Origin of the sequence: Gordonia sp. 'Campus' (genome assembly GCF_022206305.1) — a bacterium.
Lineage (GTDB): Bacteria > Actinomycetota > Actinomycetes > Mycobacteriales > Mycobacteriaceae > Gordonia.
Genome location: NZ_JAKOIW010000028.1, coordinates 14209 through 33917, shown reverse-complemented (window position 1 = coordinate 33917; position 19709 = coordinate 14209). Strand labels below are relative to the sequence as shown.

Annotated in this window: 14 protein-coding genes and 1 pseudogene; 9 read left to right on the top strand and 6 right to left on the bottom strand. The window is 68.1% G+C overall.

What is annotated here, in order from left to right; all coding sequences use genetic code 11:
- Positions 1-8: 8 nt before the first annotated feature.
- From MAY35_RS21520 to MAY35_RS21505, 4 genes are all read right to left on the bottom strand, one after another.
- Complete coding sequence (locus MAY35_RS21520; RefSeq protein WP_238423320.1) at positions 9-2381, bottom strand: ATP-binding domain-containing protein; 2373 nt, start codon at positions 2379-2381, stop codon at positions 9-11.
- On the bottom strand, positions 2378-3085 hold the full coding sequence (locus MAY35_RS21515) for a hypothetical protein (RefSeq protein ID WP_308192484.1): 708 nt from the start codon (positions 3083-3085) through the stop codon (positions 2378-2380). The genes MAY35_RS21520 and MAY35_RS21515 overlap by 4 nt, the downstream gene beginning before the upstream one ends.
- Positions 3086-3191: 106 nt before the next feature.
- A complete protein-coding gene (locus MAY35_RS21510) occupies positions 3192-4286 on the bottom strand; it encodes a DoxX family protein (RefSeq protein ID WP_238423319.1) in 1095 nt (364 codons plus the stop codon).
- A 256-nt stretch (positions 4287-4542) separates the two neighbouring features.
- Positions 4543-5241, bottom strand: coding sequence for an MBL fold metallo-hydrolase (locus MAY35_RS21505; protein WP_238423318.1), 699 nt, complete (start codon positions 5239-5241; stop codon positions 4543-4545).
- Positions 5242-5575: 334 nt separating this feature from the next.
- Here MAY35_RS21505 and uvrA point away from each other — a divergent pair, with 334 nt between their 5' ends.
- Positions 5576-8458: an excinuclease ABC subunit UvrA gene (gene uvrA, locus MAY35_RS21500; RefSeq protein ID WP_238423317.1), complete on the top strand. Its 2883-nt coding sequence runs from the start codon at positions 5576-5578 to the stop codon at positions 8456-8458.
- A gap of 118 nt (positions 8459-8576) precedes the next feature.
- Here uvrA and MAY35_RS21495 read toward each other — a convergent pair whose 3' ends face one another.
- Positions 8577-8873 carry a PspA domain-containing protein gene (locus MAY35_RS21495; protein ID WP_238423316.1) on the bottom strand — a complete coding sequence of 99 codons (297 nt, stop codon included), beginning with the start codon at positions 8871-8873 and terminating at the stop codon, positions 8577-8579.
- Between the two features lie 112 nt (positions 8874-8985).
- Positions 8986-9411, bottom strand: coding sequence for a DUF1844 domain-containing protein (locus MAY35_RS21490; protein WP_238423315.1), 426 nt, complete (start codon positions 9409-9411; stop codon positions 8986-8988).
- Positions 9412-9673: 262 nt separating this feature from the next.
- Here MAY35_RS21490 and infC point away from each other — a divergent pair, with 262 nt between their 5' ends.
- From infC to pheT, 8 genes and pseudogenes are all read left to right on the top strand, one after another.
- Positions 9674-10315 carry a translation initiation factor IF-3 gene (gene infC, locus MAY35_RS21485; RefSeq protein ID WP_238423323.1) on the top strand — a complete coding sequence of 214 codons (642 nt, stop codon included), beginning with the start codon at positions 9674-9676 and terminating at the stop codon, positions 10313-10315.
- A gap of 132 nt (positions 10316-10447) precedes the next feature.
- Positions 10448-10642 (top strand): 50S ribosomal protein L35, encoded by a 195-nt coding sequence (gene rpmI, locus MAY35_RS21480; protein WP_004018754.1) that lies wholly within the window; start codon positions 10448-10450, stop codon positions 10640-10642.
- A 43-nt stretch (positions 10643-10685) separates the two neighbouring features.
- Complete coding sequence (rplT, locus tag MAY35_RS21475; protein WP_238423314.1) at positions 10686-11066, top strand: 50S ribosomal protein L20; 381 nt, start codon at positions 10686-10688, stop codon at positions 11064-11066.
- 47 nt (positions 11067-11113) lie between these two features.
- The gene (locus MAY35_RS21470) at positions 11114-11923 is read left to right on the top strand and encodes an RNA methyltransferase (protein WP_238423313.1); all 810 of its coding nucleotides are present in this window, start codon (positions 11114-11116) and stop codon (positions 11921-11923) included.
- Positions 11924-11969: 46 nt separating this feature from the next.
- On the top strand, positions 11970-14444 hold the full coding sequence (locus tag MAY35_RS21465) for a Tex family protein (protein WP_308192486.1): 2475 nt from the start codon (positions 11970-11972) through the stop codon (positions 14442-14444).
- A gap of 120 nt (positions 14445-14564) precedes the next feature.
- Positions 14565-15908: pseudogene (locus MAY35_RS21460) on the top strand (acyltransferase family protein); the annotation flags it as partial.
- A gap of 175 nt (positions 15909-16083) precedes the next feature.
- Positions 16084-17136, top strand: a complete 1053-nt coding sequence (gene pheS / locus MAY35_RS21455; protein ID WP_238423311.1) for a phenylalanine--tRNA ligase subunit alpha — start codon at positions 16084-16086, stop codon at positions 17134-17136.
- Between the two features lie 63 nt (positions 17137-17199).
- Positions 17200-19677: a phenylalanine--tRNA ligase subunit beta gene (pheT, locus tag MAY35_RS21450; protein WP_238423310.1), complete on the top strand. Its 2478-nt coding sequence runs from the start codon at positions 17200-17202 to the stop codon at positions 19675-19677.
- The last annotated feature ends 32 nt before the right edge of the window (positions 19678-19709 follow it).

Genomic DNA, 19709 nt, shown 5'->3' with positions numbered 1-19709 from the left:
GAATCGGCTCAGATCTGCGGGAGGTCGGCCAGCGCCGCGGGCAGTGCGTCCCGGTGGACCACGACGAGCCGCTGGGTGGCGCGGGTCAACGCGACATACAGATCGCTGAGACCCCGGGGGGACTGATCGACGATCGCGGTCGGTTCCACGACGATCGTGGTGTCGAACTCGAGCCCCTTGCAGCTCCGCACCGTGTACACCTTCGGTGGTTCCGCGGACCCGGCCTCCTCCTGGAGCCGGTCTGGATTGAATCGATCTGACTCCACCGCGCCACGCACGGCGTCGAGGAGGTCGTCGGGCACGATGACCGCCGTCAGACCCTGCGGCTCGGCCAGCGCGACGGCCCGCAACACCCCGTCGACGACGCCGCTATCGTTCGGACTCGGGTGTACGGCGATCGCCACCGGCTCGATCCCGTTGCTACGCAAGGATGTCGGTGCCTTCTCGCCGTTGCCGATCTCCTCGAGTACACGTGCCGCGTACTCCATGATCTCGCTCGGGGTCCGGTAGTTGACCGAGAGTTCCTTGAACTGCCAGCGCTTGGCGACATAGGGCTCGAGAACATCGGCCCACGACCGGGTTCCCGCCTCGTCGGACGTCTGGGCGGTGTCGCCGATGATGGTCATCCATCGATTCGGGATGCGCCGCATCACCATTCGCCACGCCATCGCCGACAGCTCCTGGGCCTCGTCGACGATCACATGTCCGTACGTCCAGGTGCGATCGCCGTAGGCCCGTTCGGCTGTGGTGGCCCGACGGGTCTCGGTCTGGCGCGATGCGAGCTGTTCGGCATCGATGAGGTCGTAGGCCATCAAGATCTCGGGATCGAGCTCGTCCTCGAGATCCTGTGGGGCAGAGCCGGTCAGGATGTCGAGAGCGTCCTGCGCCTCGGCGAGCTGTCGCCGCCACCGCGCGCGTTCGGCTCGCTCGGCCTCGTCGGTGCCGTAACCGATCAGTTCGGCGAGCTCGTCGAGCAGCGGCACATCGGCGGGGGAGAAGTCTTCGCCCGTGGCCGACCGGGGTCGCGGCGATCGGAGCAGTGCATCGCGGTCGGCGTCCGACCACCCGGGTGTGGCCTTGCGGATCGCGCGTTCGTCGGACAGCAGATCGCGCAGCATGTCCTGCGGAGTCAGAGTCGGCCAGAACTGCAACAGCGCGGCCCGGATGTCCGGATCGCGACTCATGTCGTCGCGGATGTCGGAGATGTCGGCCGGACTGAGCAGCTGCGACCCGTCGAGCAGGCTCGAACCGATCGTCGAGGCGTGACGTGCCGCGAGTTCGGCCAGGCCCGCCTTCAGGAAGGTGTTCTGCGACAGGTTGTGGGCCCGGCGGGTGGCACGTGCCTTGGCGCGGGCGGTCTTGATCAACGCCGAGTCGATCTCCACCTGGTAGCTGTCGAAATCCACGGTCACCGGCCGCGACGGCAGGGACTGCTGCGCACGGACCGCCCGTTTGAGAGCGTCGACCATCCGCAGGCCACCCTTCACCGCGGTGGTCGCCCGCGGATCCTCGACGCCCGCCCGCACGCCGGGGAAGAGGTCACCGATGGTGGATAGCAAGACGCCGGACTCGCCGAGCGACGGCAGCACCTGACCGATGTAGTTCAGGAAGTCGTTGTTCGGACCGATGATGAGAATGCCGCTACGAGAAAGTATTTCGCGGTGGGTGTAGAGCAGGTAGGCGGCACGGTGCAGAGCGACGGCGGTCTTGCCGGTGCCCGGGCCACCCTGGATGACGGTCACGCCCCGATGCGTCGACCGGATGATCAGATCCTGCTCGCGCTGGATGGTCTCCACGATGTCGGTCATCTCGCCGGTACGTGCTGCGTTGAGCGCGGCGACGAGCGCGGACTCGTTGACGACGTCGCCGTGACCGAAATCGTCGAGCAGAGCCTCGCCGGACGTCAGGTACTCGTCGCTGACACCGCGCACCTTGCGACTGCGGGTGCGGACGTGACGACGCCGCGCGACGTCCTCGGGCGCGGCAGGCGTGGCGAGATAGAAGGGGCGGGCCAGGGGAGCTCGCCAGTCGAGCAGCAGGGTCGCATCGGTCGCGGCGTCGTCGAGTGCGCCATCGTCACCGAAGCCGTCGTCGAGCACGCCGATACGGCCGATGCGCCGGATCTCACCGTCGTCGAGATCGAGCCGTCCGAAGTACAGATTGTGTTCGGCGGCATCGAATTTCGCGAGGTCCTCGTTGTACATCCGTTCGTAGGACTCGCGTTCGGACCGGGCCTGAGGTGTACCGCCGCGCTCGCTCAGCGTGGACGACAGCCGACGACGCGTGGTCTGGCGCATCCGGTCGAGCCTGCCGTAGACCCGATCGAGGTGTCGTTGCTCCTCGTCGATGCGCGGATCGGCGTCGGGGGAGAGGGCGGTCACGCGCCACCCCCGGACCCCGCGCGATCGTCGGACACCGGGTGTCGAACGAGCCCGGCCGCACGGATGCGTGCCGTGACCGCCGAGGCGTCGGCGGCCAGTCGTGTGCAGACCCGTGCGGGCGGGCCGGCGAACATCGGATCGTCGAGATGGGTGCGCAGCCATTGGTGCACGCGGGTCTGCGACCCGAAGGCCAGGATCTGGCCGGTATCCGGGTCCGCGAGGACTCCGCGACGGGACACATAGATGTCGAATTCGTCCGCAAGGGCGGGGAGCAGGGGATGGTCGTGCGTGTTCACTGTCTGTCGATCGTAGTTGGGTTCGGTGGCGTCGAGCGCCTCGACGTGGTCGGGGCTCAACCACGCGGCCGCTGCGGTGAGTTGGTTCTGAGCTGCGAAGACCGGCGCGGCGGGCACGTATCCGCGGCGGGCGATGTGAGCGGAATGACCCACTGTGACGTTGGTGACGCTGACCTTGAACATACGCGGAACCGCGGCGCGGCCGAGTTCTGCGAATTTGCCACGCAACACCGAGGGGGCTGCGTTGGAGCCGACCGCGATCACGAGGCGCGATCCGACTGCCGGTGGCTCCCCGCCGTCTGTTGCGATGCCGCTGTCTGTTGCGATGCCGCCGTCTGTGTCGATGCCACCGTCTGTTGTCGAGCCCCCGTCGGTATTCACGCCGCTGACCACGACGGACGCGGGCACCCACGGATAATCCTCCGGTGGGTGCGCCGCGTCCGCGGTCGTGAGGTGGGTCGTGTTCAGCGTCGTACTCGCATCCCGCGACGGTGCGCGAGAACGTCCCGAGGGGTCAGCGGCGGGCCTTGCGCAGACGCTTGCGGCTCTCGTCGGCCGACTCCTCGGCGGCGGCCGCGAGCTGACGCGCGGTCTCGGCCAGCTCGGCCGATCGTGCGCGCGCGACGTCGGCCAGATCAGCCGAACGGTCCCGGGCGGCGTCGGCGATCTGCGGTCCGCGCTTGCGTGCGGTGTCGGCGAGGTCGGTGGCGCGGCCCACTGCGGTGTCGGCGATCTTCGGCGCCTTCTTCTTGGCCTGCTTCTGCGCCTTCTCGGCACGCTTCTGGGCCTTCTCGGCCCGCTTCTGTGCTTCCTTCACGAGCTTCGGGCCACGCTTACGCGCGGTGTCGGCGAGATCCGACGAGCGCGCGAGAGCCGTGTCGGCCAGATCCGAGGAACGGGCGAGTGCCGCGTCGGCCAGGACCGGAGCGCGATCACGGATGCGGTCGGCGACGTCGGATGCGGTGTCGGCAGCTTTCTCGGCGAACTGCAGCGAGCGCTTCTGTGCGGCTTCGGCGATCTCGGGAGCATGTTCGCGGAACTTCGCCGCAGCATCGGCGGACCGCTCGGAGACGATCTCCGCGCCGTCGTGGGTGCGCTCCACGATCGAATCCCACGTGGAGGAACCCGCTGCTGCGCCGATCGGCAGGGCAGCGGCAACCGCCGACGCCTTGTGCCGGCCGCGCCAGGCGAGTGACGGCTTGCCCTCGGTGTCGACCGCGGCCAGGAGGACGCCGCCGAGAAGACCGACGTTCTTGATGAACGCGTCCCGCTGAGCTTCCTTGCGTACCGGGTCGGCCTCGTTCCAGAAGTCGGTGCCGGCCGCGGTGGTGGGGATCAGGGTTCCGGCCAGGACCACGGAGGCGAGGCGGGGGAACTTGCCCGTCGCCAGCAGAATCCCGCCGCCGATCTGCGCGGCGGCATTGATCTGGACCAGCGTCTCGGTGTTCTCCGGGATTCGCCCGGCAACCTCGGGGGGAAGCGACGACCGGGCCTTGTCCACCACCGGTTCTGCGGACTGCGCGATCGGCTTGGGGCTTCGGATCGCCTCCACACCACTGGCGACGAACGCCGTGGCGAGAAGCGGACGGGCGATACGGCGGAGAATCATCGTTCACAACCTTCTTCAGTCGAGTTTCATTCGAGATCCGTCGGTGAAGCGCGTTTTACTGCTCGATCAACGCTACCCGCCCGCGGCGAACGTGCAGGTGAATCGACTCGTCGTGATCTGTTCGGAGACACGCGGCCCCGCTCGGACACGATTCGTCGAGGATCTGGGGAGTGAGGTATCCCCCAACCGTCCTCGTCAAACCCCGGTGTCGCTCATGCCACTGAGCGGGCTCCCTGACGCCGCAGCGGAGCGGCACTCACCACCGTCGCTCGCGCCACTCCGGGAGCGACGCACGTTCGGCGCCGAGAGTCGTGTCCTTACCATGGCCCGGGTAGACGACGGTCGAGTCGTCGAAACGGTCGAAGAGCTTCGTGGAGACGTCCTCGAGCAGGGTGTCGAAATCCTCCGGTTTCCAGGTCTTCCCGATCCCACCCGGGAAGAGACAGTCTCCGGTGAACAGGTGCACGGTGCGTTCGCCGTCATCGCTCACGTCGGTGAGGGCCAGGGCGATGGAACCGGGGGTGTGGCCGACCAGGTGGATCGCCTCGAAGGAGAGGTCGCCGACCTCGATGACGTCACCGTCGTCGACGAGCCGGTCCGGCGACACCGGCAGCTCGCCGGCGTCCAGGCGACCGGCCGCGGTCGGCACTCCGGTGTGCTCGGCGATCGCGGCGAGTGCCTGCCAGTGGTCGAAGTGCTGATGCGTCGTGAAGATCAGCTTCGGTGTCCCCTCGACGGCGGACAGGACTCCGGTGATGGTGTCGGCGTCGTTCGCGGCGTCGATGATCAGCTGGTCGCCGGTCGCGCGCGAGGTGATCACGTAGACGTTGTTGTCCATGGGGCCGACGGACAGTTTCACGATGGTCGCGGACGAGAGCGTTCGACGCTGAGGGGTCTTCGACTCGGACAGATCGCCGGTGTAGTCGTCGCTGATCGGTGTCGTTGCTGAGGTCATGCCGCCAGGCTATGACAACGACGTCGTGGAATGTGACGGTCGCGACCATCGTTACCGGTCACGGCACGCGTATCGTGGACCATTGGTTCGACGGTGTGAAGCTTGCCAACATGCCCGGACGGCGAGACCGATCGTCCGATCGTCGGGCCACGAAACTTCTGCGGGGCGACGATGCCGGACGGTTCCGGTCGGTGGTGACTTCTGTTGGTGGTGATTTCTGACGGCAGTGTTTTTGTCGGCAGCAACTTTGTCGGCACGAACTTTGTCGGGGGCCGTCGGTACTCTGCCCGTGCGCCACGTGTGCGCCCCGTGACTCGAGAATGTAAGGACTGTAGTGGTTGATCGTCTGATCGTCCGAGGTGCCCGCGAACACAATCTGCGTGGCATCGATGTCGACCTGCCCCGGGACAGCCTGATCGTGTTCACCGGGCTGTCGGGATCGGGCAAGTCGTCGCTCGCTTTCGACACGATCTTCGCGGAAGGGCAGCGTCGCTATGTCGAGTCGCTGTCCGCATACGCGCGGCAGTTCCTCGGACAGATGGACAAGCCGGACGTGGACTTCATCGAGGGGCTGTCACCCGCGGTGTCGATCGACCAGAAGTCGACCAACCGCAATCCGCGTTCGACGGTCGGCACGATCACCGAGGTCTACGACTATCTCCGCCTCCTGTACGCGCGCGCCGGCAAGGCGCACTGCCCGATCTGTGGCGAGCCCATCGCCAAGCAGACCCCGCAGCAGATCGTCGACCAGGTCCTCGCGATGGACGAGGGCACACGCTTCCAGGTCCTCGCGCCCGTGGTCCGAACCCGCAAGGGCGAGTTCGTCGACCTCTTCGCCGAGCTGCAGACACAGGGTTTCTCCCGTGCGCGGATCGACGGCGTCGTCCACTCGCTGGCCGATCCGCCGAAGCTCAAGAAGCAGGAGAAGCACGACATCGAGGTCGTCGTCGACCGCCTGGTGGTCAAGACGAGCGCCAAGCAGCGGCTGACCGACTCGGTCGAGACCGGCTTGCGCCTGGCCGACGGCATCATCGTGCTGGATTTCGTCGATCTGGAGGAAGACGATCCGGAGCGGGAGCGTCGGTTCTCCGAGCGGATGGCGTGCCCGAACGCCCACCCGATCGCGATCGACGACCTCGAGCCCCGGTCCTTCTCGTTCAACTCGCCCTACGGTGCCTGCCCAGAGTGCGACGGTCTCGGCGTTCGCAAAGAGGTCGACGAGGAGCTCGTCGTGCCCGACCCGGAGATGTCGCTGGCCGAAGGTGCCATCGCACCGTGGTCGACCGGTCACAACGCCGACTACTTCCTGCGCCTGATGTCGGGTCTGGCCGACCAGATGAAGTTCGACATCAACACGCCCTGGAAGAAGCTGCCGATCAAGGCACGCCGCGCCCTGCTCAACGGCAGTGACCACCAGGTGCACGTCAAGTTCCGCAACCGGTACGGGCGCACCCGCTCGTACTACACCGAATTCGAGGGTGTCCTCTCGTTCCTCGCTCGTCGCATGGACCAGACCGAGTCCGAGCAGATGAAGGAGCGGTACGAGGGGTACATGCGCGACGTCCCGTGCCCCGCCTGCCAGGGTGCACGCCTGCGTCCGGAGATCCTCTCGGTGACCCTGGACCATCCGGAGTACGGCCCGAAGTCGATCGCCGAGGTCTGTGCGCTGTCGGTGGCCGACTGCGCCGACTTCCTCGATCGACTGACGCTCGATGCGCGACAGGCGGCGATCGCCGGTCGCGTGCTGAAAGAGGTCCAGGCTCGGATCCGGTTCCTGCTCGACGTCGGCCTCGAATACCTGTCGCTGGAACGAGCCGCCGGCTCGCTGTCGGGCGGTGAAGCCCAGCGCATCCGTCTCGCCACCCAGATCGGGTCGGGCCTCGCGGGCGTGCTCTACGTCCTCGACGAGCCGTCGATCGGTCTGCACCAGCGGGACAACCGTCGCCTCATCGACACCCTGACCCGCCTGCGCGATCTCGGTAACACGCTGATCGTCGTCGAACACGACGAGGACACCATCCGCGCCGCCGACTGGATCGTCGACATCGGGCCCCGCGCGGGCGAACACGGCGGACACGTCGTGCACAGCGGTAGCTACAAGGACCTGCTGAAGAACCGGAAGTCGCTGACCGGCGCCTACCTCGCGGGCCGGGATACCCTGCCGGTCCCGGAGATCCGGCGGCCGATCGACCGCAAACGCCAGTTGACCGTCGTGGGCGCGCGTGAGCACAACCTGCGCGGCATCGACGTGTCGTTCCCGCTCGGCGTCATGACCGCGGTCACCGGTGTCTCGGGCTCGGGTAAGTCGACCCTGGTCAACGACATCCTGGCCACGGTGCTCGCGAACAAGCTCAACGGCGCGCGCCAGGTGCCCGGTCGACACACACGCATCAAGGGTCTGGACAACCTCGACAAGCTCGTGCAGGTCGACCAATCACCGATCGGCCGGACCCCGCGATCCAACCCGGCCACGTACACGGGCGTCTTCGACAAGATTCGCACGCTCTTCGCGGCCACCACGGAGGCCAAGGTCCGCGGTTACCAGCCGGGCCGGTTCTCGTTCAACGTCAAGGGCGGTCGTTGCGAGGCCTGCACCGGCGAAGGCACGATCAAGATCGAGATGAACTTCCTGCCGGACGTCTACGTCCCGTGCGAGGTGTGTCACGGTGCGCGCTACAACCGCGAGACCCTGGAGGTCCACTACAAGGGCAAGACCATCTCCGAGGTGTTGGACATGCCCATCGAGGAGGCCGCCGACTTCTTCGAGCCGGTCACCTCGATCCATCGGTACCTGAAGACGCTCGTCGACGTCGGTCTCGGCTACGTCCGGCTCGGACAGCCGGCGCCGACGCTGTCCGGCGGCGAGGCGCAGCGCGTGAAGCTGGCCGCCGAACTCCAGAAGCGGTCGATGGGTCGGACGATCTACATCCTCGACGAGCCGACGACGGGCCTGCACTTCGAGGACATCAAGAAACTTCTCGCGGTCATCAACGGTCTCGTCGACAAGGGCAACACGGTCATCGTGATCGAGCACAACCTCGACGTCATCAAGACGGCGGACTGGGTCATCGACATGGGACCCGAGGGTGGCGCAGGCGGCGGGACCGTGGTCGCCGAGGGCGTCCCGGAGGACATCGCCGCGACCCCGGGCAGCCACACCGGCAAGTTCCTGGCCGAGATCGTCGAGGTCGATCAGGCCGTGGCGTCGGTCGGCTGAACCAGGCCGGCATCGCCGGTGAGGCAGATTAGGAAATCGCCACTTCCGTTGCAGCAGCGCTACTCACAACCAGCGCGAGTGCTCGGAGGTGGCGATTCTGTCGGGGAGCGGGGTTCGGTCAGGAACCCATCGACTTGCGGATCTCCTCGAGGCGCTTCTTCGCGGCCTCGTCGCGTTTGCGCATCATCTCGTCGACGGACTGGCCTTCGGCGCTCGCCTCCGCCAGCTCCTGCGACCCGATGGCGGTGGTGATGCGGTTCTCTATCTTGTCGCGGACGAAGTCGAAGGTCGGGACCCCGCTGTCGGTGTAGTCCGGGTCGGGCAGTGTGCCCGGCGCGGGGCCCGTGGGCGGTGTCGGCACGATCTCGGCGTCGAGGATCTCGTCGGATCCGCCGGACTCATCGGCATTCGTCATGCGACCAGGGTAGTTGTTTCGGCACGACGCGTCGCCAGGCTCTCCGCCTGGTCAACCGAGGCAGACGCGACTCGTCGCTGCGCTCCCCGCTGCTCGACCGGCAGGCAGCGACCTACCGGCGCGGCGCGCGTACCGGACCGGTGTACTTCTCGCCGGGGCCCTCACCGGGCTCGTCCGGGTAGGCGCTCGCCTCCCGGAACGCCAACTGCAGGCCTTTCAACCCGTCGCGTATCGGGGCGGCATGGATGCCCAGATCGGCCTTCGACGCGTCGACGATGCCCGCGAGTGCGGTGATCAGCGTGCGTGCCTCGGGCAGGTCGATGTTGTCGGCCGAGGCGTCCTCGGCGAGCCCGAGCTTTTCTGCCGCGGCACTCATCAGCATCACGATGGACCGGGTGATGACCTCGATCGCCGGAATATCACCCAGGTCACGGACGTTGTCGAGATCGGTGTCCGCCGGAGCTCCCGTTCCGGCGCCGCCGTCCGTCGCACCCTCCGGGGGTAACGGTGCAGGTGACGAATAGGAGTTCTCGGCCATGGCTGTTAGACTCCCATAGCACGACCGCCCTGGTATGCGCCGGGGTCGTAAGTGGAGTTCCGCTCCCACCGTTCGACGCGAGATTCTCGCAGTTGAACGGTCCGGTTCACGCCGATCGTCGCAGATCGCATCCTACGGTGCTGAGCTGCAGAGATCGGCGACGTGCGTCATGGAGACGCCCGTGCAGAACCGGTCGGTATCGGAGCCCCGCGGACATCAGTCCCGGGGCTTCCTTGCTGAGGTGTCCCGCAGGTTCTCTTGCATACGTCCCTCGCCACGACGCGACGGTTACCACTGCAGGATTGAACAAGGAGGCCCCATCAGCACTGAGACCCGCATCAACGAGCGCATCCGCGTCCCTGAGGTCCGACTCGTCGGACCCAACTCGGAGCAGGTGGGCATCGTGCGTGTTGAAGATGCGCTTCGCTTGGCCTACGAGGCCGACCTCGACCTGGTCGAGGTGGCCCCGGATGCCCGTCCTCCGGTCTGCAAGATCATGGACTACGGCAAGTTCAAGTACGAGGCAGCCCAGAAGCAGCGCGAATCGCGTCGCAATCAGCAGATGACCGTCATCAAGGAGCAGAAGCTCCGTCCCAAGATCGACGACCACGACTACGAGACCAAGAAGGGTCACGTCGTCCGGTTCCTCGAAGCGGGATCCAAGGTGAAGGTCACCATCATGTTCCGCGGCCGCGAGCAGTCCCGTCCCGAGCTCGGTTACAGATTGCTGCAGCGGCTGGGCAACGATGTCGCCGATTACGGCTTCGTCGAGACCTCGGCCAAGCAGGACGGTCGCAACATGACCATGGTCCTCGCGCCGCACAAGGGTGCGAAGACCCGCCAGAAGGCGCAAGAGAGCCGCGAACGTTCCGGCGGCCCCAAGCCCGCCCCAGAACAGAACTGAGCGGACGAGAACTGAGTCGATCGGCCGGCCGAGAGTCCGAACCGTTCCGGCCGAGATCACGACACGCGAACCCGGGAAACCACCGGACCCTGCCAGGTCCGGTGCCCGAGTTCGCCCGAGAGAAGGAAGAACATGCCGAAGAGCAAGACCCACAAGGGCACCGCGAAGCGCTTCAAGGTGACCGGCAGCGGGAAGATCGTGCGCCAGAAGGCCAACCGTCGCCACCTGCTCGAGCACAAGTCGTCCAAGCGCACTCGCCGTCTCGACGGCACCACCGTCGTCAGCGAGAACGACGCCCCGCGCATCAAGCGACTGCTCAACCGCTGACGCCAGCGACCCCTGACATCTGACAAGCAAAAGGATCTAACACATGGCACGCGTGAAAAGGGCCGTCAACGCCCAGAAGAAGCGTCGGTCCACCCTCGAGGCCTCCAAGGGCTACCGCGGACAGCGGTCGCGCCTGTACCGCAAGGCGAAGGAGCAGCAGCTCCACTCGCTGACCTACGCCTACCGCGACCGCCGCGCGCGTAAGGGTGAGTTCCGCAAGCTGTGGATCGCGCGTATCAACGCCGCGGCCCGCGCCAACGACATCACCTACAACCGCTTCATCCAGGGCCTCAAGGCCGCTGGTGTCGAGGTCGACCGCAAGGTGCTCGCCGACATCGCCGTGACCGATCCCGAGGCCTTCACCGGTCTCGTCGAGGTCGCCCGCAAGGCGCTGCCGGCCGACGTCAACGCCCCGGCTGCCTGATTGCGTCGCACTCCACACGACCCGCGAGCCGCGAGGACGATCATCCGATGACGGAGATCCTGTCCGAGCGATCCTCGCGGGTCGTGTCGTATGCGAAGCTCCACCGCGCCGCGGAGCGCCGCGCGCAGGGACGATTCCTGGCCGAGGGGGCGAATGCCGTCGCGTCGGCGCTCGCCGTCGAACGCGTGGAATCGCTGCTGGTCGCCGAAGACGAGCAGCTGCGCCACCGCGAGCTCGCCGATTCCGCGGCGTCGCTCGGCGTGCCGGTGTACGTGATCAACGCGCGAGCGGCGTCGAAGCTCGCCGAGACCTCGACCCCCGCCGGGATCTTCGCGATCTGCCCACTCCTCGACGTCTCGCTCGAGGCAGTCCTCACCGAGGCGCCGCGGCTGCTCGCGGTCGCCGTCGAGCCACGTGAGCCCGGCAATGCGGGCACGTTGATCCGGTGCGCCGACGCGATGGGGGCCGACGCCGTGATCCTGTTGGGCGACGCCGTCGATCCGCACAACGGCAAGTGTGTCCGGGCGAGCGCGGGGAGCGTGTTCACGGTGCCCGTCGTACGCGAGCGTTCCGTCGACGACGCGCTCGCCGCCGTTCGTGGCGCAGGCATCGCGCTGTTGGCGACCGCCGCCGATGGCGAGGTGGACCTCGACCACGCCGTTGATGTGCTGTCCGGCCGGGTCGCATGGCTCTTCGGCAACGAGGCGCACGGCTTGTCGGCGGATGTGCAGCGCTCGGCCGATCACCGGGTGTCGATCCCGATCCGCGGGCGCGCGGAGAGTCTCAATGTGGCTGCCGCGGCGGCGATCTGTCTGTACGAGAGCGCGCGGGTCCACGGCGCGGCGGGTCGCGTCTGACCGCTGTCCGAGGCGGCCGGTAGGGTCGGCGATCGTGTCAGAAACCGTGTCACCCGCTTCCGCGTCCGAACCCGCACCCGCGACCCCCGGCTCACCGGCCACACCCCAGACGGTGCCGGTGCCCGACCCCGCGGTCGTGAACTCTCGCATCGCCACGGCGATAGCCACCGAGCTCGGGGTGGGTGTCGGCCAGGTGCGCGCGGCGATCGACCTGCTCGACGGCGGTTCGACGGTCCCGTTCGTCGCGCGCTATCGCAAAGAGGCGACCGGCGGCCTCGACGACGCGCAGTTGCGCACACTGGACGAGCGTCTCGGCTACCTGCGCGACCTCGAGGCCCGTCGCCAGGCGGTCCGCGAGTCGATCGCCGCACAGGGGAAGCTCGACGCGGCCCTCGATGCGCGCATCCTCGAAGCCGACACCAAAGCGCGCCTCGAGGACATCTACCTGCCGTACAAGCCGAAGCGTCGTACCAAGGCGCAGATCGCCCGGGAGGCCGGACACGAGCCGGTCGCCGATGCGTTGCTGTCGGACCCGATGACGGATCCGTCGACGTTCACCGCGGAGCAACTCGACGGTGCCCGCGCGATCGCGGTCGAACGGTTCGCCGAGGACGCCGACCTGGTCGGTGAGCTGCGCGAGCTGATGTGGCAGACCGGTGTTCTACGGACCGCGGTCCGCGAGGGCAAGGAGTCGGCGGGCGCCAAGTTCTCCGACTACTTCGAGTTCTCCGAACCCTTCACCTCGCTGCCCTCGCACCGGGTGCTCGCGGTGCTGCGCGGTGAGCGTGAGGAGATCCTGACGATCACCCTCGATGCCGATCCCGATGCGGCAGACCGCCCGGCCGGTCCCGGGCCGTACGAACAGCGGATCGCCGCCCGTTTCGGCATCTCCGATCAGGGACGCCCAGCCGATCGCTGGCTCGCGGACACCGTGCGGTGGGCATGGCGCACCAAACTGTTCGTCGGGCTGTCCCTCGACGTGCGGATGCGGCTGCGTCAGGCCGCTGAGGCCGACGCCGTCACCGTGTTCGCCACGAACCTGAAAGACCTGCTGCTCGCCGCTCCCGCCGGGTCGCGCACGACGATGGGACTCGATCCCGGCCTCCGGACCGGTGTGAAGGTCGCCGTCGTCAACTCCACCGGCAAGGTCGTGGACACAGCGACGATCTACCCGCATGAGCCCAGGCGCGACAAGGCGGGATCGCTGGCCGTCCTCGGCGCGCTCGTCCAGAAGCACGGCGTCGAACTCATCGCCATCGGTAACGGCACCGCGTCCCGTGAGACCGATGCGCTCGCCGATGAACTCCTGTCCGCGATCAAGGAGTCCGGCAAGAAGCCGCCGACGAGTGTCGTCGTCTCCGAGGCGGGTGCGTCGGTGTACTCGGCGTCGGCCTACGCCTCGAAGGAGTTGCCGGACCTCGACGTCTCCATCCGCGGCGCGGTCTCGATCGCCCGTCGTCTGCAGGATCCGCTCGCGGAGCTCGTGAAGATCGATCCGAAGTCCATCGGCGTCGGCCAGTATCAGCACGACATCTCCGAGACGCTGCTGGCGCGTTCCCTCGGGGCCGTCGTCGAGGATGCGGTGAATGCGGTCGGTGTCGACGTGAACACCGCCTCGGTCCCGCTGCTGTCACGGGTGTCGGGAATCACCGCCGGGCTCGCGGAATCACTTGTCGCGCATCGCGATGCGCACGGCGCGTTCCGGAGTCGCAAGCAGATCACCGACGTGCCGCGTCTCGGGCCGAAGGCCTTCGAGCAGTGTGCGGGCTTCCTCCGCATCACCGACGGCGACAACCCGCTCGACGCCTCTAGCGTGCACCCGGAGGCCTACCCGGTGGTCACCCGCATCCTCGACAAGGTGGGCACCGACGTCCGATCCCTCATCGGCGACACCGCGACGCTCACCAGGCTGCGCGCCGACGATTTCGTCGACGACACCTTCGGACGTCCGACGGTCGTCGACATCATCGCCGAGCTCGACAAGCCGGGGCGGGACCCGCGGCCGGAGTTCAAGACCGCGACCTTCGCCACCGGCATCGAGAAGGTCTCCGACCTCACCCCGGGCATGGTGCTCGAGGGCCAGGTCACCAATGTGGCGGCCTTCGGTGCGTTCGTCGACGTGGGGGTGCACCAGGACGGCCTCGTGCACGTCTCGGCGATGGCGCACCGCTTCGTGTCCGATCCGCACGAGGTCGTGAAGTCCGGCGACATCGTCAAGGTGAAGGTCATGGACGTCGACATCGACCGCAAGCGCATCGGACTGTCGCTGCGGCTCGACGACGAATCGGGAGCCGGGAGCAAGGGTGGTTCTCGTGCACCCCGGGGCGAGACCAACCGGGGCGAGAACAATCGGGGAGGTGGCCAGCCGCGTCGCAACGACCAGCGCGGCGGCGGTCGGGCCGGTCAGGGCACTCGGGGCGGTCAGCCCAACCGGAACGGCGGCAGCAAGGGCAACGACCGTCGGCCGGCTCCGGGCGGTGCGATGGCCGACGCCCTCAAGCGAGCGGGATTCGGCAAGTAGTGACCCAGCCGGCCGGCGACACCGCACTGCTGGTCCGCCCGTACGTGCTGCGGGATTTGCTGGGCCCGACCGAGTAGTTCTGCTCAGGTCGCGGCGCCGGGTGTTGTCGAGACTGGCCGCATGTCCATCTCCGAACCGACCGCACGGTCGTCGTCTCGTCTGCCCGGTGCGCGCGAACTCGCGGCCCTGTCGGCCGACCGGGACCGGGTCATCGACCTGATCCGCATCGTCTCGCTCGTGGTGGTGGTCGCCGGCCACTCGATCATGCTCACGGTCGATGCGACCGGCGGTTCGATCCGGCTGGGCAACACCCTCGGCGACGTGCCGAACCTGCAACCGGCGACGTGGGTGCTCCAGGTCCTGCCGCTGTTCTTCTTCGCGGGGGCCGCCGCGGCGACCCGGGGCTGGTCGTCGCGAGGGCTGGACGCGACGCCGACCGCGGGGCAGTGGCTGTTCGCCCGGACCCAACGGCTCATGCGTCCCCTGGTCTGGTACCTGGGCGCTGTGGTCGCGCTGTTGGCCGCGCTGACACTCCTGGGCGCCACGGCGCCCGCCGACGTCGTGGCGCGGCTGGGGGTGCAGCTGCTGTGGTTCCTGGGTGCCTACCTGCTCGTCCTCGCCGTCGTGCCACTGCTGCAACGCATGAGTTCGCGGCGGGACGTCGTGGTGGCGCTCGTATCGTGCTGGGGGATCACCGCGGTCGTGGACGCCGTTCGGCTCGACGACGGCCCGGCCGCGCTGGGGTATCTGAACTTCCTGACGGTGTGGACGATTCCCGCCGTTCTCGGCGTCGCCTACGCCAAGGAACTCCTGCGACCCGCTTCGGCGCTCGTCGCGGCAGCGGGTGCACTCGTCATCGACCTGGCACTCGTCGCGTGGGGCCCATACGAGATCTCACTCGTGACCGTGCCGGGTCAGCAGCTGTCCAACATGAGCCCGCCGAGCCTGCTCCTCGCCGGCCACGCCGTAGTCCTGTGTGCCGGGGCGATCACGCTGCGACGCGCGTTGGCCGCGATCGTCGACCGTCCGCGGGTCTGGTGGTGGGTCGCGATGGGCAACCGCGGGGCGATGACGCTCTACCTGTGGCACCTGCCGGTGCTCGCGGCGATCATCGGGCTCGGTGCGATCGTCGGCATCGACCGAGCCGACGTGCACTCCCCGTCGTTTCCGGTGATCGTCGCAACGCAGACCGTTCTCCTGCTCGCGTTGATGGTTCCCGTGGTCGCGACGCTCTCTCCGGGGGAGAACCGGCTCCTGCCGTGGTGGGACGACCCGGTCGCCCGGCGCGGCGGCCGGCTGCGCGACTCCGCGCTGCTCGTTCTGCTCGCCGGTCTCGGGGTGACGGTGCTGATGGTCGCACGCACCGGATTGACCGGGGGCGGCCTCGGGTGGCTGGCGGTGGGTTGCGGATGCGCTGTCGGTGCACGTTGGCTGGTGGTTCCGGCTCGAGGACGGACGACTGAGTGATGCCGTCGTGGCGAGCGCGCCTCCCTGCAGGTCAGCGCATCGGGGGAGTCGACTACCCTCGATGGGTGTCGTCGTCGCTGACAGCCGCTGCGCGCCGGATCGCCTGCGATCTCCCGAGTGACGATGCCGACCAGACCACCCATCGACTCGACGCATGAGGAGCACGCCCACCGTGGCCACTTCCGCCGACGCAACGGCATTCCCGGGACCCGACGACCTCGAGGCGTCGGCGACATCGGCGATCGAGGCCTTCGAGGCGGCGGCCGACCTCGACCAGCTCGCCGCGGCCAAGTCCGCGCACCTCGGCGACCGATCTCCGATAGCGCTCGCGCGCCGGGCGCTGGGCTCGATCCCGAAGGAGCAGCGCTCCGAGGGTGGCAAGTTGGTCAACCAGGTCCGCGGACGCGTCACGGCAGCGCTGGAAGCGCGCACCGCGGTACTCGAAGCCGAGCGTGACGCGGCGGTGCTCGTCGCGGAGTCCATCGACGTCACACTGCCCAGCGGCCGCCGCCCCGTGGGTGCCCGTCACCCCATCACCGTCATCGCCGAACAGGTCGCCGACGTGTTCGTCGGGATGGGGTGGGAGATCGCGGAAGGGCCCGAGGTCGAGACCGAGCACCACAACTTCGACGCACTCAACTTCCTTCCCGACCACCCGGCCCGGTCGATGCAGGACACCTTCTACATCGCACCCGAGGGGTCCCGGCAGGTTCTGCGGACGCACACGTCGCCGGTGCAGGTGCGCTCGATGCTGAACCGCGACCTGCCGATCTACGTCGCCTGCCCGGGCCGTACGTTCCGTACCGACGAACTCGACGCCACCCACACCCCGGTCTTCCATCAGATCGAAGGTCTGGCCGTGGACAAGGGCCTCACCCTCGCGAATCTGCGGGGCACACTCGAGACGTTCGCGCGGGCACTGTTCGGTCCCGAGACCACGACACGGATGCGCGCGAGCTACTTCCCGTTCACCGAACCCTCCGCCGAGGTCGACGTGTGGTTCCCCGCCAAGAAGGGCGGACCGGGCTGGGTGGAGTGGGGTGGTTGCGGCATGGTCAATCCGAATGTGTTGCGCGCCAGCGGTATCGATCCGGACGTCTACTCGGGATTTGCGTTCGGCATGGGTCTGGAGCGGACCCTGCAGTTCCGCAACGACATCTCCGACATGCGCGACATGGTCGAGGGCGACATCCGATTCACCCTCCCGTTCGGACCGGCCGCCTGACCTCGTCCGGCCCGGACCGACCCCGCCGACTTCTCACGACGCGACGAAAGTAGTTGATACACAGTGCGTGCACCACAGTCCTGGTACACCGAGGTCCTCCGCGCCGGCGACCCGCAGTGGTCGGCCACGACCGAGGAGATCGACGCCGCTTTCGTCCGCGTGGGTTTCGAGATCGAGGACATCGAGCAGTTCCCGGAGATCACCGGCCCGCTCGTGATCGGTCGCGTCGAGACCATCGAGGAACTCACCGAGTTCAAGAAGCCGATCCGGTTCTGCACGGTCGCGGTCGGTGAGGCCGAGCCACGCGGGATCGTCTGCGGTGCACGCAACTTCGCCGAGGGTGATCTGATCGTCGCGGCCCTTCCCGGCGTCGTGCTCCCCGGTCCGTTCGAGATCGCCTCGCGCAAGACCTACGGACGCGTCTCCGACGGCATGATCTGTTCGGTGTCCGAGTTGGGGATCGGTACCGATCACAGCGGCATCCTCGTCCTCGCGCCCGGAACCGCCGAGCCCGGTGCCGACGCCCGCGAGGTGCTCGGGCTCGACGACGCGGCCATCGACGTGAACGTGACGCCGGACCGCGGTTACGCGTTCTCGGTGCGGGGTCTGGGCCGCGAACTCGCGGGCAGCTTCGGGGTGCCCTTCGTCGATCCGGGCCTCGCGGCGGCCGACATCGCCGACGACGGCTCGGTCCCCGCCTGGCCGGTGGCCATCGACGAGGGCTCCGGCGCGACCCGCTACACCGCGCGCGTGATCTCCGGCGTCGACCCGAACGCCGTCTCGCCGTGGTGGATTCAGAAGCGACTGATGGTCGCCGGGATCCGGCCCATCTCCGCGATCGTGGACATCACCAACTACGTGATGATCGAGCTGGGTCAACCGCTGCACGCCTTCGACGCCGACCGGGTGACCGGGACCGTGACCGTTCGTTCGGCACAGCCGGGGGAGAAGCTCACCACCCTCGACGACACCGTGCGCGTCCTCGACCCCGAGGATGTCGTGATCGCCGACGAGACCGGGCCGATCGCCTTGGCCGGTGTCATGGGCGGCGCGACCACCGAGGTGGGCTCCGAGACCACCACGGTCTTGTTGGAGTCGGCGACCTTCGATCCGGTGCGGGTGTTCCGGACCGGCAAGCGCCACAAGCTGACGTCCGAGGCCAGCAAGCGGTTCGAGCGGATCGTCGACCCGGAGATCACCACGGTGGCCTCCGATCGCGCGAGTCGGCTCATCGTCGAGATCGCCGGCGGTACCGTCGCATCCCCGCTCTCGGAAACGCACGTACCCACCCCGATCCGGTCGACGATCGGCATCGCCGCGGACGAACCCGACCGTGTCGCCGGAGTCGACTACCCCGCGGGCACCACAGTCACGAGGCTCACCGAGGTCGGTTGTGTGGTGACCGGGGCCGAGCAGCTGGACGTCTTCCCGCCGTCCTGGCGCCCCGACCTGCGGCAGCGCGCGGACCTCGTCGAGGAGGTCCTCCGGCTGGAAGGCCTCGAGGACATCCCCGCGGTCGTGCCGCGTGCGCCCGGCGGGACCGGGCTGACCCCGGTTCAGCGTCGGCGACGCAGCGTCGGCCGCACCCTGGCGCTCGACGGTTATGTCGAGGTCCTGCCGTACCCGTTCATGCCGTCCGGCGTCTTCGACCTGTGGGACCTCCCGGCCGACGATGAGCGACGACGCACGGTCAAGGTCCTCAACCCTCTCGAATCCGATCGCCCCGAGCTCAACACGACGCTGCTGCCGGGACTGTTGGAGATGACCGCCCGCAACATCGCCCGCGGACAGCGTGACCTGTCGCTGTTCACGATCGGCCAGGTCGTCATCGCCGGCGACCACGTCGCCCCCGTTGCCGCCCTCGATGTGACCCGGCGGCCCTCCGCGGACGAGATCGCGGCACTCGATGCCTCACTGCCGCATCAGCCGCTGCACGTGGGCGTGGTCCTGACCGGACTCCGCGACCCCGCCGGCCCGTGGGGTCCGGGACGACCCGCCGATCATCTCGACGCGTTCGAGGCGGCGCGCACCATCGGTCGCGCAGCCGGCGTGACCGTCGAACTGAGCGCGGCAGATCACCGGCCGTGGCACCCCGGACGATGTGCGCGACTCACGGTCGACGGCCGCACGGTCGGCTACGCGGGTGAGCTGCATCCGGCTGTGCTGGAGCGTGCGCATCTGCCCAAGCGGACCTGCGCCGTGGAGATCGACATCGATGCGCTGCCGCTGCGCGAGGTTCTCCCGGCCCCGTCGGTGTCGGTGTTCCCGGCTGTCCTGCAGGACGTCAACGTCGTCGTCGGCGGTGACGTCCCCGCCGCGGACGTCCAGGCCGCGCTCCGCGACGGTGCCGGCGACCTGCTCGAGGACATCGCATTGTTCGACGTCTTCACCGGGGAGCAGGTCGGCGCGGGCAACAAGTCGCTCACGTTCTCGTTGCGGTTCCGTGCCGCCGATCGAACTCTCACCGAGGACGAGGCCAACGCGGCGAAGATGGCCGCAGTCGACGCGGCGGCCTCCCGGGTGGGTGCACGTCTGCGCTGACCCGGCCGGAGGAGACCACCACCCTGGCGTGA